At 60.5% G+C, this 25626-nt stretch carries 23 protein-coding genes; 11 read left to right on the top strand and 12 right to left on the bottom strand.

Features of this window, described 5'->3' with window-relative positions; genetic code table 11:
* Nucleotides 1–158 precede the first annotated feature (158 nt).
* Nucleotides 159–779, top strand: coding sequence for a superoxide dismutase [Mn] (gene sodA, locus ENGE1_RS17365; RefSeq protein WP_043081509.1), 621 nt, complete (start codon nt 159–161; stop codon nt 777–779).
* A gap of 225 nt (nt 780–1004) precedes the next feature.
* Nucleotides 1005–1679 (top strand): 6-hydroxyaminopurine reductase, encoded by a 675-nt coding sequence (gene yiiM / locus ENGE1_RS17360; protein ID WP_043081510.1) that lies wholly within the window; start codon nt 1005–1007, stop codon nt 1677–1679.
* Nucleotides 1680–1691: 12 nt separating this feature from the next.
* Here yiiM and cpxA read toward each other — a convergent pair whose 3' ends face one another.
* Together cpxA and cpxR are read right to left on the bottom strand one after the other, a co-directional pair.
* Nucleotides 1692–3065, bottom strand: coding sequence for an envelope stress sensor histidine kinase CpxA (cpxA, locus tag ENGE1_RS17355; protein ID WP_043081511.1), 1374 nt, complete (start codon nt 3063–3065; stop codon nt 1692–1694).
* Nucleotides 3062–3760 carry an envelope stress response regulator transcription factor CpxR gene (gene cpxR, locus ENGE1_RS17350; protein WP_043081512.1) on the bottom strand — a complete coding sequence of 233 codons (699 nt, stop codon included), beginning with the start codon at nt 3758–3760 and terminating at the stop codon, nt 3062–3064. Before cpxR ends, cpxA begins: the two co-directional genes overlap by 4 nt.
* A 149-nt stretch (nt 3761–3909) precedes the next feature.
* Between cpxR and cpxP the strand changes: the two genes are divergently transcribed.
* The 3 genes from cpxP (at nt 3910) to pfkA (ending at nt 6594) form a co-directional block, all read left to right on the top strand.
* On the top strand, nt 3910–4407 hold the full coding sequence (cpxP, locus tag ENGE1_RS17345) for a cell-envelope stress modulator CpxP (protein WP_043081513.1): 498 nt from the start codon (nt 3910–3912) through the stop codon (nt 4405–4407).
* A 136-nt stretch (nt 4408–4543) separates the two neighbouring features.
* The gene (gene fieF, locus ENGE1_RS17340) at nt 4544–5458 is read left to right on the top strand and encodes a CDF family cation-efflux transporter FieF (RefSeq protein WP_048273269.1); all 915 of its coding nucleotides are present in this window, start codon (nt 4544–4546) and stop codon (nt 5456–5458) included.
* A gap of 173 nt (nt 5459–5631) precedes the next feature.
* Complete coding sequence (gene pfkA / locus ENGE1_RS17335) at nt 5632–6594, top strand: 6-phosphofructokinase (protein WP_048254766.1); 963 nt, start codon at nt 5632–5634, stop codon at nt 6592–6594.
* Nucleotides 6595–6643: 49 nt separating this feature from the next.
* On the opposite strand, the gene rraA is transcribed toward pfkA, so the two are convergent.
* The 7 genes from rraA to priA form a co-directional block, all read right to left on the bottom strand.
* Nucleotides 6644–7129, bottom strand: a complete 486-nt coding sequence (gene rraA / locus ENGE1_RS17330; RefSeq protein WP_043081516.1) for a ribonuclease E activity regulator RraA — start codon at nt 7127–7129, stop codon at nt 6644–6646.
* A gap of 91 nt (nt 7130–7220) precedes the next feature.
* The gene (gene menA, locus ENGE1_RS17325) at nt 7221–8147 is read right to left on the bottom strand and encodes a 1,4-dihydroxy-2-naphthoate polyprenyltransferase (protein ID WP_048254768.1); all 927 of its coding nucleotides are present in this window, start codon (nt 8145–8147) and stop codon (nt 7221–7223) included.
* Nucleotides 8148–8214: 67 nt separating this feature from the next.
* Nucleotides 8215–9549: an HslU--HslV peptidase ATPase subunit gene (gene hslU / locus ENGE1_RS17320; RefSeq protein WP_043081518.1), complete on the bottom strand. Its 1335-nt coding sequence runs from the start codon at nt 9547–9549 to the stop codon at nt 8215–8217.
* Nucleotides 9550–9558: 9 nt separating this feature from the next.
* Nucleotides 9559–10089 carry an ATP-dependent protease subunit HslV gene (gene hslV, locus ENGE1_RS17315; protein WP_043081519.1) on the bottom strand — a complete coding sequence of 177 codons (531 nt, stop codon included), beginning with the start codon at nt 10087–10089 and terminating at the stop codon, nt 9559–9561.
* A 93-nt stretch (nt 10090–10182) separates the two neighbouring features.
* The gene (ftsN, locus tag ENGE1_RS17310) at nt 10183–11169 is read right to left on the bottom strand and encodes a cell division protein FtsN (protein ID WP_071883293.1); all 987 of its coding nucleotides are present in this window, start codon (nt 11167–11169) and stop codon (nt 10183–10185) included.
* Between the two features lie 93 nt (nt 11170–11262).
* Nucleotides 11263–12291: a DNA-binding transcriptional regulator CytR gene (cytR, locus tag ENGE1_RS17305; protein ID WP_048254770.1), complete on the bottom strand. Its 1029-nt coding sequence runs from the start codon at nt 12289–12291 to the stop codon at nt 11263–11265.
* Nucleotides 12292–12441: 150 nt separating this feature from the next.
* Nucleotides 12442–14640, bottom strand: coding sequence for a primosomal protein N' (priA, locus tag ENGE1_RS17300; RefSeq protein WP_048254772.1), 2199 nt, complete (start codon nt 14638–14640; stop codon nt 12442–12444).
* A gap of 201 nt (nt 14641–14841) precedes the next feature.
* Between priA and rpmE the strand changes: the two genes are divergently transcribed.
* Nucleotides 14842–15057, top strand: coding sequence for a 50S ribosomal protein L31 (gene rpmE / locus ENGE1_RS17295; RefSeq protein WP_043081523.1), 216 nt, complete (start codon nt 14842–14844; stop codon nt 15055–15057).
* Between the two features lie 47 nt (nt 15058–15104).
* Here the strand turns inward: rpmE and metJ are convergent, their stop codons facing one another.
* Nucleotides 15105–15422, bottom strand: a complete 318-nt coding sequence (gene metJ, locus ENGE1_RS17290; RefSeq protein WP_043081524.1) for a met regulon transcriptional regulator MetJ — start codon at nt 15420–15422, stop codon at nt 15105–15107.
* A 262-nt stretch (nt 15423–15684) separates the two neighbouring features.
* Here metJ and metB point away from each other — a divergent pair, with 262 nt between their 5' ends.
* The 5 genes from metB (at nt 15685) to ENGE1_RS17265 (ending at nt 23839) form a co-directional block, all read left to right on the top strand.
* Entirely contained in the window at nt 15685–16845 is a 1161-nt protein-coding gene (gene metB / locus ENGE1_RS17285; RefSeq protein ID WP_043081525.1) for a cystathionine gamma-synthase, read from the top strand.
* Between the two features lie 2 nt (nt 16846–16847).
* Nucleotides 16848–19280, top strand: a complete 2433-nt coding sequence (locus ENGE1_RS17280) for a bifunctional aspartate kinase/homoserine dehydrogenase II (RefSeq protein WP_048254774.1) — start codon at nt 16848–16850, stop codon at nt 19278–19280.
* Nucleotides 19281–19503: 223 nt separating this feature from the next.
* Nucleotides 19504–20394, top strand: coding sequence for a methylenetetrahydrofolate reductase (gene metF / locus ENGE1_RS17275; RefSeq protein WP_043081527.1), 891 nt, complete (start codon nt 19504–19506; stop codon nt 20392–20394).
* A gap of 229 nt (nt 20395–20623) precedes the next feature.
* The gene (gene katG / locus ENGE1_RS17270; protein ID WP_043081528.1) at nt 20624–22810 is read left to right on the top strand and encodes a catalase/peroxidase HPI; all 2187 of its coding nucleotides are present in this window, start codon (nt 20624–20626) and stop codon (nt 22808–22810) included.
* Nucleotides 22811–22918: 108 nt separating this feature from the next.
* Nucleotides 22919–23839, top strand: coding sequence for a DMT family transporter (locus ENGE1_RS17265; RefSeq protein ID WP_048254776.1), 921 nt, complete (start codon nt 22919–22921; stop codon nt 23837–23839).
* A 1-nt stretch (nt 23840) separates the two neighbouring features.
* Here ENGE1_RS17265 and gldA read toward each other — a convergent pair whose 3' ends face one another.
* Together gldA and fsa are read right to left on the bottom strand one after the other, a co-directional pair.
* Nucleotides 23841–24944, bottom strand: coding sequence for a bifunctional L-1,2-propanediol dehydrogenase/glycerol dehydrogenase (gldA, locus tag ENGE1_RS17260; protein ID WP_048254778.1), 1104 nt, complete (start codon nt 24942–24944; stop codon nt 23841–23843).
* Nucleotides 24945–24956: 12 nt separating this feature from the next.
* A complete protein-coding gene (gene fsa, locus ENGE1_RS17255) occupies nt 24957–25619 on the bottom strand; it encodes a fructose-6-phosphate aldolase (RefSeq protein WP_048254780.1) in 663 nt (220 codons plus the stop codon).
* Nucleotides 25620–25626: the final 7 nt, after the last annotated feature.

Here is a 25626-nt window from a genome sequence, read left to right as displayed (position 1 = left end):
TGAGCGGGCTCACAAAAACAGCGACAAAACCTTAACGCTTAACCACATAAAAAGTGCGGCATTGATAATCATTTTCAATATCATTTAATTAACTATAATGATCTGACTGCTTACGCGGCGTTCACACTTCTGCCGCCCGATAATAAATGGAGATGAATATGAGTTATACACTGCCATCCCTGCCGTACGCGTATGATGCCCTTGAGCCGCACTTTGACAAGCAGACGATGGAAATCCATCACACCAAACACCACCAGACCTACGTCAACAACGCTAACGCAGCGCTGGAAAACCTGCCGGAGTTCGCTAATCTGCCCGTTGAAGAGCTGATTACCAAACTGGATCAGGTGCCTGCTGACAAGAAAACTGCCCTGCGCAACAACGGCGGCGGTCATGCTAACCACAGCATGTTCTGGAAAGGTCTGAAAAAAGGCACCACCCTGCAGGGCGACCTGAAAGCGGCCATCGAAAGCACTTTCGGCTCCGTTGACAAATTCAAAGAAGAGTTTGAGAAAGCCGCTGCCTCCCGCTTTGGCTCCGGCTGGGCGTGGCTGGTGCTGAAAGACGGCAAACTGGCCGTCGTTTCCACCGCTAACCAGGACTCCCCGCTGATGGGTGAAGCGATTTCCGGCACCTCCGGCTACCCGATTCTGGGCCTGGACGTGTGGGAGCACGCCTACTACCTGAAATTCCAGAACCGCCGCCCGGACTACATCAAAGAGTTCTGGAACGTGGTCAACTGGGACGAAGCCGCAGCGCGTTTCGCCGCTAAAAAATAAGTCTGCGCGTTGACGCAGCGACCAGCCCCGCTCACATCGAGCGGGGTTTTTTTTATCGTCGACATGCTGCACCTGCGCCGCCGGCAGAGCGCTCCTGTGCGATATTCCGGTTCAACCATTGTTAATGGATAGGATGGATCCGCGGCCTGCGGATCTATGCCTGTCGCAATTTGCGCAGCTTACGTGCAAAAATAGCCGCAATGGTGATGAGGTCAGGAGCGAAACATGCACTATCCGGTTGACGTATTTACAGGACGTATTGAAGAGTACGAAGGCAGCAGGCCCAGCGCGATTGCCAAGCGCCAGGTTGACGGCGAGCTGGCGCTGACGGAGAGAGGGCTGGAGGGCGACGAGCAGGCGGAGAAAAGCTGGCACGGCGGCCCGGATCGCGCCCTGTGCCACTACCCGCGCGAGCACTACGACCACTGGCGGCGGGAGTTCCCCGAGCAGGCCGGGCTGTTCTGCGCGCCCGCGTTTGGTGAAAACCTTTCAACCGCCGGGCTGACGGAAGAGAACGTCTTTATCGGCGATATCTTCCGCTGGGGCGAGGCGCTGATCCAGGTGACCCAGCCGCGCTCTCCGTGCTTCAAGCTCAATTACCACTTCAGCATCGGCGATCTCTCCGCGCTGATGCAGGCGAGCGGCCGGGTCGGCTGGCTGTACCGGGTCATCGCCGGCGGCAGCGTCTCGCCGGACCAGCCGCTGACGCTGGCCTCGCGTCTTAGCGACGTCAGCGTGCGCGACGCGGCGGCCATCGCCTGGCACATGCCGTTTGACGACGAACAGTATCACCGCCTGCTCTCTGCGGCAGGGCTGTCGGTGAGCTGGACGCGCACCATGCAGAAGCGGCGTCTCAGCGGTGAAATCGAAGATAACGCCCGGCGGCTGTGGGGCAAATAGCCGCCGGAGACGCTAGTCGCGCTTGTAAAGCGGCAGCCACAGGGTCAGGCGCAGGCCGCCGAGCGGGCTGTCGTCGGCTTTGACCCAGCCCCGGTGCTGCTGAATGGCGGTCTCCACGATCGCCAGCCCCAGGCCGGTACCGCCGGATTCGCGATCCCGCGCCTCGTCGGTGCGGTAGAACGGGCGGAAGATCTGCTCCCGGTCTGCCGGACTGACGCCCGGGCCGTCATCATCCACGTGAATGGTGATGCCGTCCTTATCCACCGAGAAGCTGACTTCGATTTTGGTGTGCGAATAGCGCAGGGCGTTGCGAACGATGTTCTCAAACGCGCTCTCCAGCGCGCTCGGGTTGCCGTACAGCGGCCATGGTCCCGGCGGATAGGCAACGGTAAAGGATTTACCGACCTGCTCCGCCTCGAAGGCGGCGTTGTCCAGCACCTCGCTCCACAGCTGGTTGGCCTTCATGGTTTCGCTCACCAGCGCGTTTTTTGCCTGGTTGCGCGACATCACCAGCAGGTCGTTGATCATGCTGTCCAGACGCTGGGCCTCGGTTTCGATGCGCGAAAGCTCTTTGCTCTCGCCGGTGCGGCGGCGCAGAAGGGCGGTCCCCAGCTGCAGGCGCGTCAGCGGCGTGCGCAGCTCGTGGGAGATGTCGGACAGCAGCCGCTGGTTGGCGGTCATCATCCGCTCCAGGGCGGTCACCATCTGGTTAAAGCTGGCGCCGGCGGCGAGAAATTCCTGCGGACCGGCCTCCAGCTCCGGATGCTGGCGCAGGTTGCCCTGGGCCACCTCATCCGCGGCGTTTTTCAGCTTGCGCGCCGGTTTGGCGAGGCTCCAGGCCAGCCACAGCAGCAGCGGCGCGCTGACCAGCATGGTGACGATCAGCAGCAGCAGCGGGCGGTCAAACAGCAGGTTGATAAAGTCGGACTGCGACGTGCTGGCCGGGCGGATCAGGTAGAGCTGATAGTTATCTTCGCCGTCCCTGACCATGAAAGGACCGACCATTTCAAGGCGGCCGTAGCGCTTTTTCTGCGGATGGTCTGAATTATCGGACTGGCCGATAAAGTTACGAATGATCTGCATTTCGCTGCGTTCTGCGCCGATCACGCGGCCTTCGCTGGTGACCAGTAAAAGACGCTGGCCGGGCGGCGCCCACTTATCGATGGCGCGAAACAGGCGGCGCCACCACATCAAATCATTGGGCGGATCGTTTGCCAGCTCCGCCTCGACATGCTGCTCGATCATCAGACCCTGACGCTGCTCGCTATCGAGCAGCTCAGTCATCTGGCGGGAGTCGAGCTTGGGTAACATCAGCACCAGCATCAGCACCAGCGCCAGGGTTAACCAGAAAATAGCAAAGATGCGAGCGGTCAAGCTTCCTATCATGAAGCGGAGACCATCAGGTAACCGCGGCCGCGCAGGGTTTTAAACCACGGATGGCCGTCCTGGCGCTCCGGCAGCTTGCGGCGCAGGTTAGAAATATGCATGTCGATAGCGCGGTCAAACGGCGTTAAGCGCTTGCCGAGCACCTCCTGACTCAGATGTTCGCGAGAGACCACCTGACCCAGATGCTGCGCCAGCAGGTACAGCAGCGTGAATTCGGTGCCGGTCAGTTCGAGGGCTACGCCGTCGAAGCTGGCCTCCTGACGGCCGGGATTGAGGCTCAGGGCGTCCACTTCCAGCGTGGGTGAGCCGGTTTCCGTGGTCTGCTGCTGCTCGCTCCAATGGGAGCGGCGCAGAATCGCGCGAATACGGGCCACCAGCTCGCGATCGTTAAACGGCTTGGGCAAATAGTCATCGGCGCCCAACTCAAGGCCGAGCACGCGGTCCAGCTCGCTGCCGCGGGCCGTCAGCATAATAACCGGTGTCTGGTGCGTCTGGCGTAGCTCTTTAAGGGTATCAATGCCGTTTTTCTTCGGCATCATCACGTCGAGCAAAAGCAGGTCGATGCTGTCATCCAGGAGGGCCAGCGCCTGTTCCCCATCGTGGGCAACCAGCACGTTGAAGCCTTCCATGTCGAGCAGCTCCTTTAATAGGGAGGTGAGCTCCCGGTCATCATCAACTAACAGGATTTTATTCATTGTTTAAATACCTCCGAGGCAGAAATTACGTCATCAAGGCTTGCTAATCCATGACTTTACGTTGTTTTACACCCCCTGACGCATGTTTTCAGCCTGAATCGTAGACTGTCTCTCGTTGAATCGCGAAACAAAATATTTGGGAGCAAGTGATGCGCAATGTTTTCGCTGCCGTCATGGCCTCAACGCTGGCGCTAAGTGCTCATAGCCAGGCCGCTGAAGTCGTCAACAGCGTTAACTGGCACCCCAATGAGGGGGTCGCGCAAACCAGCAGTCAGGGTCACATGTTCGACGGCATAAGTTTAACCGAGCATCAGCGACAACAGATGCGCGATCTTATGCAGCAGGCCATGCGCAAGCAGCCGCCTGTTAATGTTAGCGAAATAGAGACAATGCATAAGCTTGTCACTGCCGAAAAATTTGATGAAACCGCCGTCCGCGCCCAGGCCGAGAAAATGGCGCAGGAGCAGGTTGCTCGCCAGGTTGAAATGGCAAAAGTACGCAACCAAATGTATCACCTGCTAACGCCGGAGCAGCAGGCGGTTTTAAACCAGAAACACCAGCAGCGCATGGATCAGCTGCGGGAGGTTGCCCGGATGCAACAAGGGGCTATGCCCATGCTGTACAGCAGTAACCGAAGTCACCAGTAACGAACCCTGTTTTCCTTGCCATAGACACCATCCCTGTCTTCCCCCTCATGATGAGGGGTTTTTTTTGTCCTTTTTTCGTCCTTAGCCCGCGGTCACATTCCGCTATAATACCCCCCAGTAAACATCTGGAGTATTTATGGATCAATCCTACGGCCGCCTCGTCAGCCGGGCAGCGGTGGCGGCAACGGCGATGGCCTCTGTCCTGCTGCTGATAAAAATTGTCGCCTGGTGGTACACCGGCTCGGTCAGTATTCTGGCGGCGCTGGTGGATTCTCTGGTGGATATTGCCGCCTCGCTGACCAATCTGCTGGTGGTGCGCTACTCGCTGCAGCCCGCCGATGATGAGCACACCTTCGGCCACGGTAAGGCGGAGTCGCTGGCGGCGCTGGCGCAGAGCATGTTTATCTCCGGCTCAGCGCTGTTTCTGTTCCTGACCGGCCTGCAGCACCTGGTCAACCCGCAGCCGATGAATCAGCCGGGCATTGGGATGCTGGTGACGGTGATTGCGCTGGTCAGCACCCTGGTTCTGGTGACTTTTCAGCGCTGGGTCGTGCGTAAGACGCGCAGCCAGGCGGTACGTGCCGACATGCTGCACTATCAGTCTGATGTTATGATGAATGGCGCGATATTAATTGCGCTGGCGCTATCGTGGTACGGCTGGCACCGCGCCGATGCGCTGTTTGCATTGGGGATTGGCGTCTATATTCTATACAGCGCTCTGCAAATGGGCTACGAGGCCGTACAGTCCCTTTTGGATCGCGCGCTGCCTGACGAAGAGCGTCAGGAAATCAGCGATATCGTCACCGCCTGGCCGGGCGTGAGCGGTGCGCACGACCTTCGTACGCGGCAGTCAGGGCCGACCCGCTTTATTCAGATTCATTTGGAAATGGAAGATAATCTGCCGCTGGTTGAGGCCCATCGGGTTGCAGAAGAGGTCGAGCAGGCGATATTGGCGCGCTTTCCCGGCTCCGATGTCATTATTCATCAGGACCCCTGTTCGGTTGTGCCTTCCGAACGGCGCGAAGGCCCGGTTGTAAGAGATTCGTTGTAAAAGTGTGGGCTGTGTCGACTTTTTTTGTATGAATTACCGCCAGTTGGCGTGACCTGAATCAATTCAGCACGGAGCGCTTGATATACTATTTCTCATAGTGGGTCGCCCCTGGTGAGGGTAGTAGTGCTTCGGGCAACAGAATAATTTGAGTATTCCTAAGTTCAGAGGTAGTCATGATTAAGAAAATCGGTGTGTTGACAAGCGGCGGTGATGCGCCAGGCATGAACGCTGCCATCCGCGGCGTAGTGCGCGCAGCGCTGACGGAAGGACTTGAGGTATTTGGTATCTATGATGGTTACCTCGGTCTGTACGAAGATCGCATGGTTCAGCTCGATCGCTACAGCGTGTCTGACATGATTAATCGCGGCGGTACCTTCCTCGGCTCCGCGCGCTTCCCGGAATTCCGCGAAGAGCACACCCGCGCCGTGGCTATCGAAAACATGAAGCGTCGCGGCCTGGATGCGCTGGTGGTCATCGGCGGCGACGGTTCCTATATGGGCGCCAAGCGCCTGACCGAGATGGGTTTTCCCTGCATCGGCCTGCCGGGTACCATTGATAACGACATCAAAGGCACCGACTATACCATCGGCTTCTTCACCGCGCTGGGCACCGTCGTAGAGGCGATCGACCGACTGCGCGACACCTCCTCCTCGCACCAGCGTATCTCCATCGTTGAAGTGATGGGCCGCTACTGCGGCGACCTGACCCTGGCGGCGGCCATCGCTGGCGGCTGCGAGTTCGTGGTGGTACCGGAAGTCGAGTTCAGCCGCGACGATCTGGTCTCTGAAATCAAAGCCGGCATCGCGAAAGGGAAGAAACACGCTATTGTGGCGATCACCGAGCACATGTGCGACGTGGACGAACTGGCGCACTACATCGAGAAAGAGACCGGCCGCGAAACCCGCGCTACCGTCCTCGGCCATATTCAGCGCGGCGGCTCGCCGGTACCTTATGACCGTATTCTGGCTTCGCGCATGGGCGCTTACGCCATTGAACTGCTGCTGGAAGGCTACGGCGGCCGCTGCGTCGGCATTCAGAACGAGAAGCTGGTGCATCACGACATCATCGACGCCATTGAAAACATGAAGCGTCCGTTCAGAACCGACATGATGGACTGCGCGAAAAAGCTCTACTAAAACAAAAAGGGCCTTCTCACTGAGAAGGCCCTTTTCACATGAAAGCCGTTTATTCGATATCGAGCGCGTCTTCCGAGAGGATAATGCCGGTATTGTCGGCATACAGATGATCGCCGGAGAAGAAGGTGACGCCGCCGAAGTTAACGCGCACATCGCTCTCGCCGATGCCTTCGCCCGCGGCTCCCACCGGAATGGCCGCCAGCGCCTGGATCCCCAGGTCAAGCTCTTCAAGATCGTCCACCTGGCGCACCGCGCCGTAGACCACGATCCCTTCCCATTCGTTCTGCACCGCCAGCTTGCCGAGATCGGCGTCAATCAGCGCCCGGCGCACAGAGCCGCCGCCGTCGACCAGCAGAATGCGGCCACGGCCGTTCTCTTCGAGCATATCGTACAGTAGCCCGTTGTCCTCGAAACACTTCACCGTAATGATCTGTCCACCAAACGACGACCGTCCGCCAAAGTTGGAGAACAGCGGTTCAACGACATTGACATCTTCCTGGTAGATGTCGCAAAGCTCGGATGTATCGTATTTCATAGGGTTAACTTCTGTTGCCGCGAGTTGTTTCAGTATATCGTGTGAAACGCATTGTTGGCAAAATCATCAATTGTTAATTGATATTTGTCAGTTAAGCCAGCGCGTGGCTGAGCACAATGCCGATGACAAACAGCAGGTTAGTCAAAAGCGCTGCTTTGACCGTGCGCTCCAGCATCGGACGCATATCGGCCGGATCCGGGTGGCGGATAACAAATCGCGCCTGCTTAACGAGCAGCGGCGTTGCCAGCAGGAACAGCCAGCCCCACGGCGTGTGCACGGCGATGAGATTGAACAGGGCCAGGCACACCAGGGTGCCCATCAGCAGACAGGCGTGGTAGCGGCGGGCGTTAATCGGGCCGAGACGCACGGCGAGGGTGTTTTTTCCGTTCTCGCGATCGCTGTTGATATCGCGCAGATTATTTATATTCAGCACCGCGGTGGCCAGCAGGCCGCAGGCGGTGGCGGGCAGAAACATAATCGCTTCCACAGTGTGCGCCTGCAGATACCAGCTGCCGATCACGCTCAGCCAGCCAAAGAACACCAGCACCGAAATATCGCCCAGCCCGATATAGCCGTAGGGGCGCGTGCCGACGGTGTAGGTAATGGCGGCCACAATGGCGAGCAGGCCGAGCACCAGAAAGCCGATAAAATCCTCCACGCTCTGATACGCCACCAGCAGCAGTGCCAGGCCGGAAACGCAGATAAGGCCCACGGTTATCATCAGCGCCCGCTTCATTTCTGCCTGGGTGATGACGCCCTTCTGCATCCCGCGCAGCGGGCCGAGGCGGTCCGGCTTATCGCTGCCCTTCACCGCATCGCCGTAGTCATTGGCCAGATTGGAGAGGATCTGCAGCAGCCCGGCGGTCACCAGCGCCAGCGCGGCGACCAGCGGATCGAAGTGGCCCTGCCACCAGGCCAGCGCAATGCCGACGATAATCGCAGAAAAGGCCAGCGGTAATGTTTTGGGACGCAGGCTTTCCAGCCAGGCCTGAGAGCGGCTTATTGAGTGTTCAGTCATAGTTCCGGCCAATAAAAATGGGGGCAAAGAGCCCCCACCAACAGTGATGAAAATGCAATAACCGCGATTATAGAATAAAACGGCTCAGATCTTCATCTGCCACCAGCGCATCGAGGTGCTTACTTACGTATTCCGCATCGATGGTAATGGACTCACCGCCCAGTTCGCTGGCATCGTAGGAGATATCCTCCATCAGGCGCTCAAGTACCGTGTGCAGGCGGCGGGCACCGATGTTCTCGGTGGTCTCGTTTACCTGCCAGGCGGCTTCGGCGATGCGCTTGATACCACTTTCGGTGAACTCGATGTTTACCCCTTCGGTGGCCATCAGCGCTTTGTACTGCACGGTGACGGAGGCATTCGGTTCGGTCAGAATACGCTCAAAATCTTCTGTCGTCAGCGCCTTCAGCTCAACGCGGATCGGCAGACGACCCTGCAGTTCCGGGATCAGGTCAGACGGGCTGGCGACCTGGAACGCGCCGGAGGCGATAAACAGAATGTGGTCGGTCTTCACCATCCCGTGTTTGGTCGAGACGGTGCAGCCTTCTACCAGCGGCAGCAGGTCGCGCTGCACGCCTTCGCGGGAAACGTCCGGGCCGGACGAATTGCCGCCGCGCTTACAGATTTTGTCGATTTCGTCGATAAACACGATCCCATGCTGCTCAACGGCATCGATGGCATCCTGCTTCAGCTCTTCCGGATTCACCAGCTTCGCCGCTTCTTCTTCAATCAGCAGCTTCATGGCGTCTTTGATCTTCAGCTTGCGCGGCTTCTGCTTCTGGCCGCCGAGGTTCTGGAACATCGACTGCAGCTGGCTGGTCATCTCTTCCATGCCCGGAGGTGCCATGATCTCTACGCCCATCGGCGCTGCGGCGAGATCGATTTCAATCTCTTTATCGTCCAGCTGGCCTTCGCGCAGCTTTTTACGGAACGCCTGGCGGGCCGCGGACGGCTCTTCTTTAACCTCGTTCTGGCCCCAGTTATTTTTTGCCGGCGGGATCAGCACGTCGAGAATACGCTCTTCCGCCATCTCTTCCGCGCGGTAGCGGTTCTTATCGATGGACTGCATGCGCACCATTTTTACCGCGGCATCGGTCAGATCGCGGATGATAGAGTCCACTTCTTTACCGACATAGCCCACTTCGGTGAACTTCGTCGCTTCTACCTTGATGAACGGCGCATTGGCGAGCTTGGCCAGGCGGCGGGCGATTTCCGTTTTACCGACGCCGGTCGGGCCTATCATCAGAATGTTTTTCGGGGTGACTTCATGGCGCAGCTCTTCGTCGAGCTGCATACGGCGCCAGCGGTTGCGCAGGGCAATTGCCACGGAGCGCTTGGCCGCGTCCTGGCCGATAATGTGTTTGTTCAGTTCGCTGACAATTTCGCGTGGGGTCATTTCAGACATGGGCGATCCTTACGCTTTGGCGGTCAATTCTTCGATGGTGTGATTGTGGTTGGTATAGATGCAGATATCGCCTGCAATATCCAACGCCTTCACAGCGATGTCGCGTGCGCTCATCTCGGTATTTTCGAGCAGGGCACGGGCTGCGGCCTGGGCATAGGGACCGCCGGAGCCGATGGCAATCAGGTCATTTTCCGGCTGCACCACATCGCCGTTACCGGTGATGATCAGCGACGCATTTTCGTCGGCTACGGCCAGCAGGGCCTCCAGCTTGCGCAGCATGCGGTCGGTACGCCAGTCTTTGGCAAGTTCAACGGCGGCCTTGACCAGGTGACCCTGGTGCATCTCCAGCTTCCGTTCGAACAGCTCAAACAGCGTGAAGGCGTCCGCTGTACCACCAGCGAAGCCCGCGATCACTTTGTCGTTGTACAGACGACGTACTTTTTTGACGTTGCCTTTCATCACGGTATTGCCAAGGGTTGCCTGACCATCACCAGCGATAACGACATGACCGTTACGGCGAACACTTACTATTGTTGTCACGAGGAGCCCCCTCTGGGTGTAAAGCTTAAAACAGAGGCCCCGCACAGAGTACGGGGCAGAATGGAATTATAGATGGGGGGGTTTTTAGGGGTTTCAACCCCCGGCGGCGAGACGAATGCAGTTTCCGTGGCCGGAAGCCTTCAGGCGGGAGAGCGTGGCGTCGGCGCTGGCTTTGCCTTTTACCGGACCGATGACTACCCGATTCCAGCCGTTATTGGTGGTGATGTGGGAATCAAAACCTTCAAACGCCAGCTTCGCGCGGGTGGTTTCAGCCTGCTCGGCGCCTTTGAACGAGCCGCACTGGATCATCCAGCGGCGTTCATCCTGCGTCTGGGCCTGCTTAGCAGGCTCTGGCTCGCGGGTCACCGGGGCCGACTGCTGCGCTTTCGGCTGGCTGGCGGCGGTATGCGCCGGGGTCTGCAGCAGATCCTGATACGGCTGCTGATTGCTGGCCGGTTTGCGCGGCTGCTGGGCCGGTTGGTTCTGCGCGCTACGCGGCTGCTCAACCGGGCGCTGCTGTGAACGCGGCGCCTGCACCGGCTGGCTCTGCGTCCACTGCTGCTGAGTTTGCTGCTGTTGCTGAACCTGCTGCTGCGCCACGCGCTGGCGCTGCAGGGTCTGCTTGCGCTGCTCCGGCGTCTGTTCGTTCCACGGGACTTCCGTCAGCTGCGTCGGCTGCTGGCGCATATCCGCCTGCATCTGGGCCAGCAGCTGGCGCTGTTCGTTGGTCAGCTGATCGGTATTTTTCACCTCGCCGCCGGCGGAAGGTTCGGTAGGCGCACGCACGCCGGGCTGGCGGCTCTCCAGCTCTTTGATATAGCGCCAGCGCTCTTCCGGCTTCGGCGGCAGGCCGTTGCCCGTCACCTGACGGCTTTTCAGGGCCTCGGCTTCTTCTTTTTTATGGTGGGTAATAAAGTACAGACCGCCGATAAAGGCCACCAGTACGGCGGCCGCAATAGCAACCATTGCCGGAGAAACCGCAAGCTGGCTGCCCTGCTTTTTACGGGTATTCCTGGAGGGACCCTTTTTGCGCCGCGAAGGAGCCGGCTGGCTGCGGCGTACATAATCTCGTTGTGCCACTGTCGTTTCGCTGTATTTATTCGTTCGTCAGCCCGCCATGTTACTTAAGCGGCGGGCCTTTGACCAGAACATGAAGTCTGAAAGCGCCCCGGGTCAGGACTTATTTTTTGCGGTACTGCCGCGGACGATCAGCTCACAGTCCAGCAGCCGGGATCCGCTCCTGACGCTCTGACCGTTCAACTGATCGAGCAGCAGCAGCATCGCCTCGCGGCCAATGGCGAAGCGCGGCTGCGACACGGTGGTCAGCGGCGGATCGCAGAACTCCGTCAGGGAGATGTTATCGAAGCCGATAATCGACAGATTATCCGGCACCTTCACTCCCCGGCGCTTGGCCAGCGACAGGGCGCCCAGCGCCATAATATCGCTGTGGCAGAAAACGGCGGTGGGCGGCTGAGGCAGGTCCAGCAGCTGCGCCATCGCGCTGGCGCCGGCTTCAAAGGTAAAGTTGCCGCGGGCGATATAGTGCGGATCGACCGTAATACCGCTGCGGCGCAGGGCCTGAACGTAACCCTGCAGGCGGTAGTGGCACAGCGGCATCTCTTCCGGCCCGGCGATACAGCCGATGCGCTGGTGACCCAGTTCGTGCAGATAGTTAACGGCGTTAAAGGCGGCGGTGAGATTGTCGATATGTACCGTCGGCAGCTCCAGCTCCGGCGCAAATTCGTTCGCCATCACCATCGGCGGCAGATTGCGCTGCTCTTCAACGCCGGCGTCGAACGGCAGGCGGGAACCCAGCAGCAGCATACCGTCAATCTGCTTGGTGATGATCAGGTCGATAAAGGTTTTTTCCTGCTGATTCTGATGGGCGCAGTCGCCAATCAGTACCAGGTAGCCGTGCTCTGCGGCAGTGATTTCCACGCCGCGAATAATTTCGCTAAAGAAGGGATCGCAGATATCGGGAACAATCACCAGCAGGGTACGCGATTCGTTGCGCTTGAGGTTCCGGCCCATCGACTGCGGCAAATAGCCTACGTCCAGCGCCGCCTGTTCCACTTTACTGCGGGTACTCTGAGAGACTTTCTCGGGGTTCATCAGCGCCCGGGAAACGGTTGCCGTTGAGACATTCGCTTTCTGGGCTACATCCTTCATGGTTGCTGCGACAACCTGCTTTTTGCACTTCACCTGGCTTCTCCTCGCTGACCGGCCCAGAGGCGTCCACTGTCTCCGACCACACGCTCTTTTTGTATCAGATTGTTTGTGCGGGGAGTTACAGAATTTTCATAAAAACTGTGATGGATGTTAAATTTTACGATCCAGTTCGCAGGCTTGCGCTTACCCCTCTATCGGATCGACGTCCAGTACCCACTTCACTTTTCGTGACGCGGGCAGCGTATTAATCAGCGCCAGCGTGCCGCTGACGATATGGGCAAGACGCAGGCGTGAAGGGTGCTGGAGGACGATTTGCCAGCGCCAGCGGCCGCCGCGCTTTGGCGCCAGGGCCGGCACCGGGCCGAGCAGCCAGAGCTTATCGTCGGCCAGCGGGCTCGCCTGCAGCAGGTTGCGCAGCTGCTGCAAAAACAGCGGCGCCTGCTGGTTGTCGTGGTCCTCGGCGCGGATCAGTACGTGGCTGGTCCAGGGCGGCAGCTGCAGGGTCTGGCGCTCCGCCAGCGCCTGCTGGGCAAAGGCGTCGTAGCCCTGATGCAGCAGCGTTTGCAATAGAGGGTGTTCAGGATGGTGAGTTTGCAAAATCACCTCCCCCTGCTTGCCGGCGCGGCCGGCGCGGCCGGAAACCTGGGTGTAAAGCTGGGCAAAGCGCTCCGCCGAGCGGAAGTCGGCTGAGAAGAGCGCGCCGTCAACGTCGAGCAGCGCCACCAGCGTGACGTCGGGAAAGTGGTGGCCTTTCGCCAGCATCTGGGTGCCGATAAGGATCCGCGCCCCGCCGCGGTGCACCTCCGCCAGATACTGTTCGAGGGCACCTTTGCGGCTGGTAGTGTCGCGGTCGACGCGGGAAACAGGCACGCCGGGAAACAGCGGCTGCAGCGCCTCTTCCAGCTGTTCGGTGCCGAGGCCCACCGGCACCAGGTGCGTCGAACCGCAGGAGGGGCACTGGCGCGGAATAGGCCGCTGGCTGTCGCAGTGGTGGCAGCGCAGGTGGCGCTGGGCCTGGTGCAGCGTGTAGTAGCTGTCGCAGCGCGGACATTCGGCAATCCACCCGCAGTCGTGGCAGAGCAGCGCCGGGGCGTAGCCGCGGCGGTTGAGGAACAGGATCACCTGATTGTCCGCCTGCAGATGCTGGCGCATACGGCTGATGAGGGCCGGCGACAGCCCGGCCTGCAGCTGCTGATTCTTGAGATCCAGCACGTGCTGATTGGCCGGCCGGGCGCTGCCCGCGCGCTTAGTCAGCTTCAACTGGCGGTACTTGCGCTGGCGCACGTTGTGCAGCGTTTCCAGCGCCGGGGTGGCTGAACCGAGGATAATCGGGATCTGCTCGTTGTGGGCGCGCCAGACGGCGAGATCCCGGGCGTGATAGCGCCAGCCCTCCTGCTGCTTGTAGGAGCTGTCGTGCTCTTCGTCGATAACGATGACGCCGAGGTTTTTAAAGGGCGTAAACAGCGATGAGCGGGTGCCGATCACGATAGCCGCCTCGCCGCTTTTTGCCTTCAGCCAGGCGGCGAGCCGCTCGCCGTCGTTGAGTGCGGAGTGCAGGACTTCTACCGGGGCGTTAAAGCGCTCGCGAAAGCGGGCGATGGTCTGCGGCGTCAGGCCGATTTCCGGCACCATCACCAGCGCCTGCTTGCCCTGGGCCAGCACGTTCTCCAGCACGCTGAGATAGACTTCGGTCTTGCCGGAGCCGGTGACGCCCGCCAGCAGCCAGGCCGAGAAGCTGCCCATTGCGCTGTGGATAGCGCCCACGGCGGTGGCCTGCTCGGTATTGAGGCGCAGGCGTTCGCCGCTGACGGCATAGTCCTGCCGCCAGTCGGCCACGGCAGGCGCTTCGCTTGCCAGTTCGCAGTAGCCTTTTTTGCGCAGCCCCTGCAGGGCCGCGTCGTTGAACTCCAGCTCCGCCACCTGGTGGCGCCAGATTTTGCCCTGGCGCAGGGCGGCAAGCGCCTGCTGCTGCTTTGGCGAGCGCTTCAGGGCGTTGAGGTCGACGGCCAGCCCCTGCTCGGTGGCAAACCAGTACCACAGCGGCGCGGCGCTGGCGGGCTTGCCCTGGCGCAGCATAATGGGCAGGGCGTGGAACAGCACGTCGCCGATAGGATGATGGTAGTACTCCGCCGCCCACAGCAGCAGCTTCCACACCGACGGCGTATAGACCGGTTCCGTATCGAGCACCTCGGCGACGCTTTTCAGCTCGCCGCGCGGCAGTTCGCTCTCTTCGCTGACCGCCACCACGATCCCCACGCGCTCCTGCTGCTTGCCGAACGGCACGCGCACGCGGCAGCCGGCTTCGACGCGGCCGCCGTCGGGCAGCAGATAGTCAAAGGTACGGGCCAGCGGAACGGGCAGGGCAACGTGGACAACGGGCATCGGATCTTCCTGACTTGAAAAGTGGCGCATCAGTATACACATTACTCAGAGCAGAGGTGCGGATCAGTTTGCATTAGCTGCCCAAATTCTGTATGATTCGCCGCCTTTGGTGCATCCGGCATCAGAGATCTATTATTCAACATCGCGTGGTGTCTGGCGTCAGGGCTGGAAGAGCGACGCGGCCTTAATTGAGGTTCTCCCATGAAACAAGGTATTCACCCGAAATACGAAGAAATCACTGCAAGCTGCTCTTGCGGTAACGTGATCAAAATCAACTCCACCGTTGGTCACGATCTGAACCTGGACGTGTGCGCAAAATGCCACCCGTTCTACACTGGCAAGCAGCGTGACGTTGCGACCGGTGGCCGCGTTGACCGCTTCAACAAGCGCTTCAGCGTACCGGGCAGCAAAAAATAAGTTTCCCGAAAAAAAGGCGCCAGCGGCGCCTTTTTTGTACCCGTCTGTCAGTACTCCCACGTATCCGGGTCAATGCCCAGCTCACGCATAATCACTTTTGCCTCTTCCGGAATTTCATCACTGCGCTCTTTACGCAGGTCGACATCATTCGGCAACGGCTGGCCAGTAAATGCATGCAGGAACGCTTCGCACAGCAGCTCGCTGTTGGTGGCGTGGCGCAGGTTATTGACCTGACGGCGCGTGCGTTCATCGGTGAGGATCTTTAACACCTTCAGAGGAATGGACACCGTAATTTTTTTAACCTGCTCACTCTTCTTACCGTGCTCAGCGTAGGGGCTGATATATTCGCCGCTCCATTCAGCCATGAGATACCTTATCCTCTCGTCATTAATATGAAGGCCGAACCCGCGTTCGGGCCAATAATTTCACACAGTTTACCGTAGCGGGGAGGCCGTGACATCTGCCTGCGTGCGGCGAACGTGCGCAATGCCTATAATTTTAACGGCTATTGTGCTGTAGCTCAATCTATACGCAAAGAAGTTTAGATGTCCAGATGTATTGACGTCTATTATGGCAATGGTTACTCTGTGGTCTGTTTTTCATTGCTCAGCCCAGGAATGAACCACCATGACGCGTAAACCAGCCACTATCGCAGTACGCAGCGGATTAAATGACGACGAGCAGTACGGCTGCGTTGTCCCGCCGATTCATCTCTCCAGCACCTATAATTTCACCGGCTTCAATGAGCCGCGCGCTCACGATTACTCCCGCCGCGGCAACCCGACCCGCGACGTGGTCCAGCGCGCGCTGGCCGAACTGGAGGGCGGCGCTGGCGCAGTGCTGACCAATACCGGCATGTCGGCCATCCATCTGGTCACTACAGTGTACCTGAATCCCGGTGATTTGCTGGTGGCCCCGCACGACTGCTACGGCGGCAGCTATCGCCTGTTCGATAGCCTTGCGAAGCGCGGCTGTTACCGGGTGCTGTTCGTTGATCAGGGCGATGAGCAGGCGCTGAAGGCGGCGCTGGCGGAGAAACCGAAGCTGGTGCTGGTGGAAAGCCCGAGCAACCCGCTGCTGCGGGTGGTGGATATCGCGAAAATTTGCCGCCTGGCCCGCGAAGCCGGCGCGGTCAGCGTGGTGGATAACACCTTCCTCAGCCCGGCCCTGCAAAATCCGCTGGCGCTGGGGGCCGATCTGGTGCTGCACTCCTGCACCAAGTACCTCAACGGCCACTCTGACGTGGTGGCGGGCGTGGTGATCGCCAAAGACGCCGATACCGTTACCGAGCTGGCGTGGTGGGCAAATAATATCGGCGTCACCGGCAGCGCCTTCGACAGCTACCTGCTGCTGCGCGGTTTACGCACGCTGTCGCCGCGCATGGAGGCTGCCCAGCGCAACGCCAGCGCAATTGTTGACTATCTCCGGCAGCAACCGCTGGTGAAAAAGCTGTATCATCCTTCCCTGCCGGAAAATCAGGGCCACGAGATAGCCGCCCGGCAGCAGAAAGGGTTTGGCGCGATGCTCAGCTTTGAACTGGACGGCGATGAAGAGACGCTGCGCCGGTTCCTCGGCGGGCTGTCGCTGTTCACTCTGGCCGAATCGCTCGGCGGCGTTGAGAGTCTTATCTCCCACGCCGCGACCATGACCCACGCGGGCATGGCGCCGGAGGCGCGCGCGGCGGCCGGGATCTCTGAGACCCTGCTGCGTATTTCGACCGGTATTGAAGACAGTGAAGATTTAATTGCCGACCTGGAAAATGGGTTCCGGGCAGCAAAAGAGAGGTAAGCATGAGTGTGATAGCGCAGGCAGGGGCGAAGGGTCGCCAGCTGCATAAGTTTGGCGGCAGCAGCCTTGCGGACGTGAAGTGTTACCTGCGCGTGGCCGGCATTATGGCCGAGCACTCGCAGGCTGATGACCTGATGGTAGTGTCCGCCGCGGGCAGCACCACCAACCAGCTGATCGGCTGGCTGAAGCTCAGCCAGAGCGACCGGCTCTCCGCCCATCAGGTGCAGCAGTCCCTGCGCCGCTATCAGACAGAGCTGGTGACTGGCCTGCTGCCGGCAGAGATAGCCGACGGCCTGATTACGCAGTTTATTCACGACCTGGAGCGCCTGGCGGCGCTGCTTGACGGCGGCGTTACCGATGCCGTTTACGCCGAGGTGGTCGGCCACGGTGAAATCTGGTCCGCGAGGCTGATGGCGGCCGTGCTGCAGCAGCAGGGGCTGGACGCCGCCTGGCTTGACGCCCGCGACTTCCTGCGCGCCGAGCGCGCCGCGCAGCCGCAGGTGGATGAAGGGCTCTCCTTCCCGCTGCTCCAGCAGCTGCTGGCCCAGCATCCGCACAAGCGGCTGGTGGTGACCGGCTTTATCAGCCGCAACGGCGCCGGCGAGACGGTGCTGCTCGGCCGCAACGGCTCCGACTATTCGGCCACCCAGATTGGCGCCCTGGCGGGCGTCTCCCGCGTCACCATCTGGAGCGACGTGGCGGGGGTTTACAGCGCCGATCCGCGCAAAGTGAAAGACGCCTGCCTGCTGCCGCTGCTGCGCCTCGACGAAGCCAGCGAACTGGCGCGCCTCGCCGCGCCGGTGCTGCACGCCCGCACCCTGCAGCCGGTCTCCGGCAGCGACATCGACCTGCAGCTGCGCTGCAGCTATACGCCGGATCAGGGCTCAACCCGCATCGAGCGCGTGCTGGCCTCCGGCACCGGCGCGCGAATTGTCACCAGCCATGACGACGTTTGCCTGATTGAGTTCCAGGTGCCCGCCGGGCAGGACTTTAAGCTGGCCCATAAAGAGATAGACCTGATCCTCAAGCGCGGGCAGATCCGCCCGCTGGCGGTGGGCGTGCACAATGACCGCCACCTGCTGCAGTTCTGCTACACCAGCGAGGTGGCCGACAGCGCCCTCAAGCTGCTGGACGAAGCGGGCCTTCCCGGCGAGCTGCGCCTGCGTCAGGGGCTGGCGCTGGTGGCGATGGTCGGCGCGGGCGTGACCCGCAACCCGCTGCACTGCCACCGCTTCTGGCAGCAGATGAAGGGGCAGCCGGTGGAGTTTACCTGGCAGTCTGAGGACGGCATCGGCCTGGTGGCGGTGCTGCGCACCGGCCCGACCGAAAGCCTGATCCAGGGCCTGCACCAGTCCCTGTTCCGCGCCGAAAAGCGTATCGGCCTGGTGCTGTTTGGCAAAGGCAATATCGGTTCCCGCTGGCTGGAGCTGTTTGCCCGCGAGCAGAGCCAGCTCTCCGCCCGCACCGGCTTTGAGTTTGTGCTGGCGGGCGTCGTGGACAGCCGCCGCAGCCTGCTGAGCTACGACGGGCTGGATGCCAGCCGCGCGCTGGCGTTCTTTAACGATGAAGCCGTCGAGCAGGACGAGGAATCGCTGTTCCTGTGGATGCGCGCCCACCCGTATGATGATTTGGTGGTGCTGGACGTCACCGCCAGCGAGCAACTGGCCGATCAGTATCTGGATTTCGCCAGCCACGGATTCCACGTCATCAGCGCCAACAAGCTGGCCGGGGCCAGCAACAGCGATAAGTACCGGCAGATCCACAACGCCTTTGAGAAGACCGGCCGCCACTGGCTGTATAACGCCACCGTCGGCGCGGGCCTGCCGGTGAATTACACCGTGCGCGATCTGCGCGACAGCGGCGACAGCATTCTGGCCATCAGCGGCATTTTCTCCGGCACCCTCTCCTGGCTGTTCCTGCAGTTCGACGGCACGGTGCCGTTTACCGAGCTGGTGGATCAGGCCTGGCAGCAGGGGCTGACCGAACCCGATCCGCGGGTGGATCTCTCCGGCAAGGATGTGATGCGCAAGCTGGTGATCCTCGCCCGCGAAGCGGGCTACGACATCGAGCCGGATCAGGTGCGCGTTGAGTCGCTGGTGCCGCCGCACTGCGAGGAGGAGTCCGTTGACCACTTCTTCGAGAACTGCGATGAACTGAACGATCAGATGGTTCAGCGCCTCGAAGCCGCGCAGGAGCTGGGGCTGGTGCTGCGCTACGTGGCGCGCTTCGACGCCAACGGCAAGGCGCGCGTCGGCGTTGAGGCCGTCCGCCCCGAGCACCCGCTGGCGGCGCTGCTGCCGTGCGATAACGTCTTTGCCATCGAGAGCCGCTGGTATCGCGATAACCCGCTGGTGATCCGCGGCCCGGGCGCCGGGCGCGACGTCACCGCCGGGGCGATTCAGTCAGACATTAACCGCCTGGCGCAGCTGCTGTAGATCCCGCAACCCCTCACGCTCTCCCTGCCGGAGAGCGTGAGGATGTCAGGCAGCGCTGGCCCTCATCATGCAGGACTTTCACCTTCCCTGAATACTCCTCACCTTTTCTGCCGTTTTTTCTGTTGACGCCGGGGCGCTTTTCGTTCATTTTTACATCTGGACGTCTAAACGTATAGAAGTTCGCAAAACAACAAATCAACGCAGCGACAAATAGAGGTAAGGTATGAGCTTTTTTCACGCCAGCCACCAGGAAGCCCTGAACCAGAGCCTGGCGGAAGTGCAGGGGCAGATTAATGTTTCCTTTGAATTCTTCCCACCGCGCAGCAGTGAAATGGAGCAGACCCTGTGGGCCTCTATCGATCGGCTGAGCAGCCTGAAGCCGAAGTTTGTCTCTGTCACCTACGGCGCCAACTCCGGCGAGCGCGACCGCACCCACAGCATCATCAAAGGCATTAAAGAGCGAACCGGCCTTGAAGCGGCGCCGCACCTGACCTGCATCGACGCCACCCGCGATGAGCTGAAGGCGATTGCCAGCGATTACTGGAACAACGGTATTCGCCATATCGTCGCCCTGCGCGGCGACCTGCCGCCGGGCAGCGGCAGGCCGGAGATGTACGCTGCGGACCTGGTGGCGCTGCTGAAAGAGGTCGGCGATTTTGATATTTCCGTTGCCGCCTATCCGGAAGTGCACCCGGAAGCCAAAAGCGCGCAGGCCGATCTGCTGAACCTGCGTAAAAAAGTGGAAGCGGGCGCCAACCGGGCGATCACCCAGTTCTTTTTCGACGTTGAGAGCTATCTACGCTTTCGCGATCGCTGCGCCTCTACCGGCATCGACGTTGAGATCATCCCCGGCATCCTGCCGGTGTCGAACTTTAAGCAGGCGAAGAAGTTTGCCGATATGACCAACGTGCGCATTCCGGCGTGGATGGCGAAAATGTTCGACGGGCTGGACGACGATCCTGAAACCCGCAAGATGGTCGGCGCCAACATTGCGATGGATATGGTTAAGATCCTCAGCCGCGAAGGGGTAAAAGATTTCCACTTCTATACCCTGAACCGCGCTGAAATGAGCTATGCCATTTGCCACACGCTGGGCGTCCGTCCCGGCCTCTGAAAGCAGGCCCTCCGGGGCCTGTCATCTTTTCGTTGCAGCAATATAACCCCTCATCTTTTAGGCCTATTTTCGCAGCTTTAGGCTCACATCGACATTTCTATAAAAAACATTTGCTATGTTATTCCGTCAGTAGAAGGAAATAACTATCAATTCTGTAGATCTTTTCATCTATAACTTATTTCAAGAGCCAGATATTGTGGTTCGGGATTATTGTAGGGAGCATAAAAAGATGAGCGAACAAGATAGCGAACTGAGTACGTCAGGGGGCAAGTGCCCTTTTCAACACAGCAACCACGGTAGTCATGATGAGAGCGCCGGTGCGGGTACCACCAACAAAGACTGGTGGCCAAAGCAGCTCCGCGTTGACCTTCTCAACCAGCACTCGAACCGCTCTAACCCGCTCGGCGAAGAGTTTGATTACCGCAAAGAGTTCAGCAAGCTGGACTACTCCGCGCTGAAAGGCGATCTGCGTAAACTGCTGACTGATTCACAGCCGTGGTGGCCCGCAGACTGGGGCAGCTACGGCGGCCTGTTTATCCGCATGGCGTGGCACGGCGCGGGCACCTACCGCTCCGAAGACGGTCGCGGCGGCGCGGGTCGCGGGCAGCAGCGCTTTGCGCCGCTGAACGCCTGGCCGGACAACGTCAGCCTCGACAAGGCCCGTCGCCTGCTGTGGCCCATTAAGCAGAAATACGGTCAGAAAATCTCCTGGGCCGATCTCTTCATCCTTGCCGGTAACGTCGCGCTGGAAAACTCCGGCTTCCGCACCTTCGGCTTCGGCGCCGGACGCCAAGACGTCTGGGAACCGGATCTCGACGTTAACTGGGGTGATGAAACTATCTGGCTGAAGCACCGCGACCCTGAAGAGCTGGCTAAACGTCCGCTGGCAGCCACCGAGATGGGCCTTATCTACGTGAACCCGGAAGGTCCGGAAGCCAGCGGCGAACCGCTGTCGGCGGCGGCGGCGATTCGCGCCACTTTCGGCAACATGGGTATGAACGATGAAGAGACCGTGGCGCTGATCGCCGGCGGCCACACGCTGGGTAAAACCCACGGCGCGGCCTCGGCCACCAACGTCGGTCCCGATCCGGAAGCCGCCCCTATCGAATCGATGGGTCTCGGCTGGGCCAACAGCCACGGCTCCGGCTCCGGCGCAGACGCGATTACGTCCGGTCTGGAAGTGGTCTGGACCCAGACGCCGACCCAGTGGAGCAACTACTTCTTCGAGAACCTGTTCAAATATGAGTGGGTGCAGACCCGCAGCCCGGCGGGCGCGATCCAGTTTGAAGCCGTCGATGCGCCGGAGATTATTCCAGATCCGTTCGATCCGTCGAAAAAGCGCAAGCCGACCATGCTGGTGACCGACCTGACCCTGCGCTTCGATCCGGACTTCGAGAAGATCTGCCGCCGCTTCCTTAACGACCCGCAGGCCTTCAACGAAGCTTTCGCCCGCGCGTGGTTCAAGCTGACCCACCGCGATATGGGGCCGAAGTCCCGCTACCTGGGGCCGGAAGTGCCGAAAGAAGATCTGATCTGGCAGGATCCGCTGCCGGAGGCCATCTACCATCCGACGCCTGCCGATATCGATAGTCTGAAAGCGGAGATCGCCCGCGCCGGCCTGTCGGTGAGCGAGCTGGTCTCCGTGGCCTGGGCCTCGGCATCCACCTTCCGCGGCGGCGACAAGCGCGGCGGGGCGAACGGCGCGCGCCTGGCGCTGGCGCCGCAGCGCGACTGGGACGTGAACGCCGTGGCCGCCCGCGTGCTGCCGAAGCTGGAAGCGATTCAGAAAGCCGCCGGCAAAGCATCGCTGGCGGACATTATCGTGCTGGCGGGCGTGGTTGGCGTTGAGCAGGCGGCGGAAGCGGCCGGCGTGAGCATCAGGGTGCCGTTTATTCCGGGCCGCGTCGATGCGCGTCAGGATCAGACCGACATCGAGATGTTCAAACTGCTCGAGCCGGCGGCAGACGGCTTCCGCAACTACCGCGCCAAGCTCGACGCGGCCACCACCGAGTCGCTGCTGATCGATAAAGCGCAGCAGCTGACCCTGACCGCGCCGGAGCTGACGGTGCTGATAGGCGGCCTGCGCGCGATGGGCGCCAACTTCGACGGCAGCAAGAACGGCGTGTTCACCGATCGCGAAGGGGTGCTCAGCAACGACTTCTTCATCAATCTGCTGGATATGCGCCACGAGTGGAAAGCCACGGATGACTCTTCCGAGCTGTTCGAAGGCCGCGACCGCCTGAGCGGTGAGGTGAAGTTCACCGCAACCCGCGCGGATCTGGTCTTCGGCTCCAACGCCGTGCTGCGCGCGGTGGCCGAGGTTTACGCCAGCAGCGATGCCAAAGAGAAGTTTGTTAAAGACTTCGTGGCGGCCTGGGTGAAGGTAATGAACCTCGACCGCTTCGACCTGCTGTAATCCCTGCCTGACACACTGCGATGCGTGAATAACCACACGTATCGCAGTGTTTTTATCTGTCCGTAAGCGTATAGTCCTCCCGAGTTGACGACTTTTACCGGACCTATCATGACTGCCTCAGGAAAGAGCAACCCGCTGGCTATCGGCGGCCTTATCGTTCTCACCATCATCTGGAGCTACAGCTGGATCGCGATGAAGCAGGTCACGCTCTATATCGGCGCGTTTGACTTCACCGCGCTGCGCTGCGTTTTCGGCGCGCTGGTGCTGTTTATCGCCCTGCTGCTGCGCGGCCGCGGCCTGCGGCCCACGCCTTTTAAATTTACTCTCGCAATCGCGCTGCTGCAGACCTGCGGCATGGTCGGCCTGGCGCAGTGGGCGCTGGTCAGCGGCGGCGCCGGGAAAGTAGCCATCCTCAGCTACACCATGCCGTTCTGGGTGGTGATCATGGCGGCGCTGTTTCTCGGCGAGCGTATGCGCCGCCTGCAGTACGCGGCCATCGCGGTAGCCGCCGTCGGCCTGCTGCTGGTGCTGCAGCCCTGGCAGCTGGATCTCAGTTCAATGAAGAGCGCGCTGCTGGCGATCGCTTCCGGCATCAGTTGGGGCGCCAGCGCCATCGTGGCGAAGCGGATGTATGCCCGCCATCCCGATATCGACCTGCTGTCGCTGACCAGCTGGCAGATGCTGTATGCGGCAATTGTGATGAGCGGGATTGCCCTGCTGGTGCCGCAGCCCGCCATCAGCTGGCAGCCTGCGGTGGTTTTTGCCCTCGGCTACAGCGCCATTCTGGCAACGGCGGTAGCGTGGAGCCTGTGGCTTTTTGTCCTGCGGAATCTACCGGCCGGCATTGCCAGCCTGAGTACGCTGGCGGTGCCGGTATGCGGCGTGCTGTTTTCGTGGTGGCTGCTGGGCGAAAATCCCGGGCCGGTTGAGGGCTGCGGCATCGTGCTGATCGTACTGGCGCTGGCGATTGTCAGTCTGAAAAAGCGCCGGATACGGGTTCAGAAAATGCCGCAGCCGCTGCACCGCTAAGTTATTCCCACTCTTCCAGAAAGCGCTTACCGTACTGGTCGGCCACCATCAGCGCGGCGTAGACCTGCTCCGGCGTCGCGCCGCCCGGCATATTGTGGATGGTTTCGCCTTCGGCGCAGGCCGCTTCCGCCACGGTGCGCATTTTCGCCGGGATATCCTGGGTAATATCCAGCTGTGCGAGCGTTATCGGCAGGCCGACGGCGTGGCACAGGGCCGCCGCCGTCTCAATTTCTTCTACCGGGGCGTTCTCCAGCACCAGCTGGGTCAGGGTACCAAAGGCCACCTTTTCACCATGATAGTAGTGATGGGCATCCGGGATGGCGGTCAGGCCGTTGTGGATAGCGTGCGCCGCCGCCAGGCCGCCGCTCTCGAAACCGACGCCGCTGAGGTAGGTGTTGGCCTCAATAATGCGCTCCAGCGCCGGCGTAACGACGTGCTGCCCGGCGGCCAGCATCGCCTTTTCGCCCTCTTCGAGCAGAGTGGTGTAGCACAGCTCGGCCAGCGCCAGCGCCGCCTGAGTGCACTTGCCGCCCGCCATGGTGGTGGCGCCGCTGCGCGAGCAGGCGCGGGCTTCAAACCAGGTGGCCAGCGCGTCGCCAATACCCGCCGCCAGCAGGCGGGCCGGCGCGCCGGCGACAATTTTGGTGTCCACAATGACCAGGTTCGGGTTCTGCGGCAGCAGCAGGTAGCGGTCAAATTCGCCGCTATCGGTGTAGATAACGGAGAGCGCGCTGCACGGTGCATCGGTGGAGGCGATGGTCGGCGCGATGGCAACGGGTACGGCCATATAGTGGGCCAGCGCTTTTGCCGTATCGAGGGTTTTACCGCCGCCGATGCCGAGCACCGCGTCGCAGCCCGCTTCTTGCGCGATAGCGCGCAGGCGGTCGATTTCATTCTGCGAGCACTCGCCGCCGAAAGGAACGATCTTCAGCGCTATGCCTGCCGCTCTGCCGCTCTCTTCCAGCGTGCTCTGAGCAAAGCCTAAGACGAACTTGTCGCCCACCACTAGCCAGCGTTCGGCCATCGGCTTCAGATAGTCTCCCAGACGCGATACCGCGTCCGGACCCTGAATATATTTACCCGGTGATTGAATAATGCGATCCATATTGCTTCTTCCTCAAAGGTTGATGTGGCCGAATGCGTTTTTCCAGTCTGACTCAAACTTCTCTATCGCCGACTCTACCGCAGGTGTATTCAGCATTTGTTGCGCTACATCCACAGGAAGCGTGATTGCTTCGCAGCCCGCCAGCAGACAGTCGAGCGCCTGACGCGGCGTTTTGAAGCTGGCAGCCAGCACCATGCTGTCGGGTGCGTGCAGCGCCAGCAGGGCCTGCAGCTCCTGTACGGTGCGGATGCCGTCGCCGCCCTGGGCATCGACGCGGTTGACGTAGGGCGCGACGTATTTCGCCCCCGCCAGCGCGGCCAGCAGACCCTGCGCCGCGCTGTAGACGGCGGTGCCGAGAGTGGTGATGCCCTCTTTTTTCAGCTGCTTAATGGCTGCCAGGCCTTCTGCGGTGACGGGGATTTTCACCACAATTCCCGGCACCGCGTTGCTCAGGCGCTTCGCCTCCGCCACCATGCCCTGCGCGTCGCGGCTCATGGTCTGCGCAAACAGCGTGCCTTTCTCGCCGAGGGTATTCTGCAGGCGGGGCAGCACGTCCCAGATGGATTCTTTACTGGCGGCGACGATACTCGGGTTGGTGGTGACGCCCGCGATGGGAAAAATGCGCGCCAGGCGCTCAACGTCGGCGACGTTGGCGGTATCCAGATACAGTTCCATAGTGTGT

This window comes from Pluralibacter gergoviae ATCC 33028 = NBRC 105706 (assembly GCF_001598855.1).
In the GTDB taxonomy this organism is placed as follows: domain Bacteria; phylum Pseudomonadota; class Gammaproteobacteria; order Enterobacterales; family Enterobacteriaceae; genus Pluralibacter; species Pluralibacter gergoviae.
The sequence above is the reverse complement of the archived record's forward strand: the minus strand, read 5'-3'. Positions and strand labels throughout refer to the sequence as shown.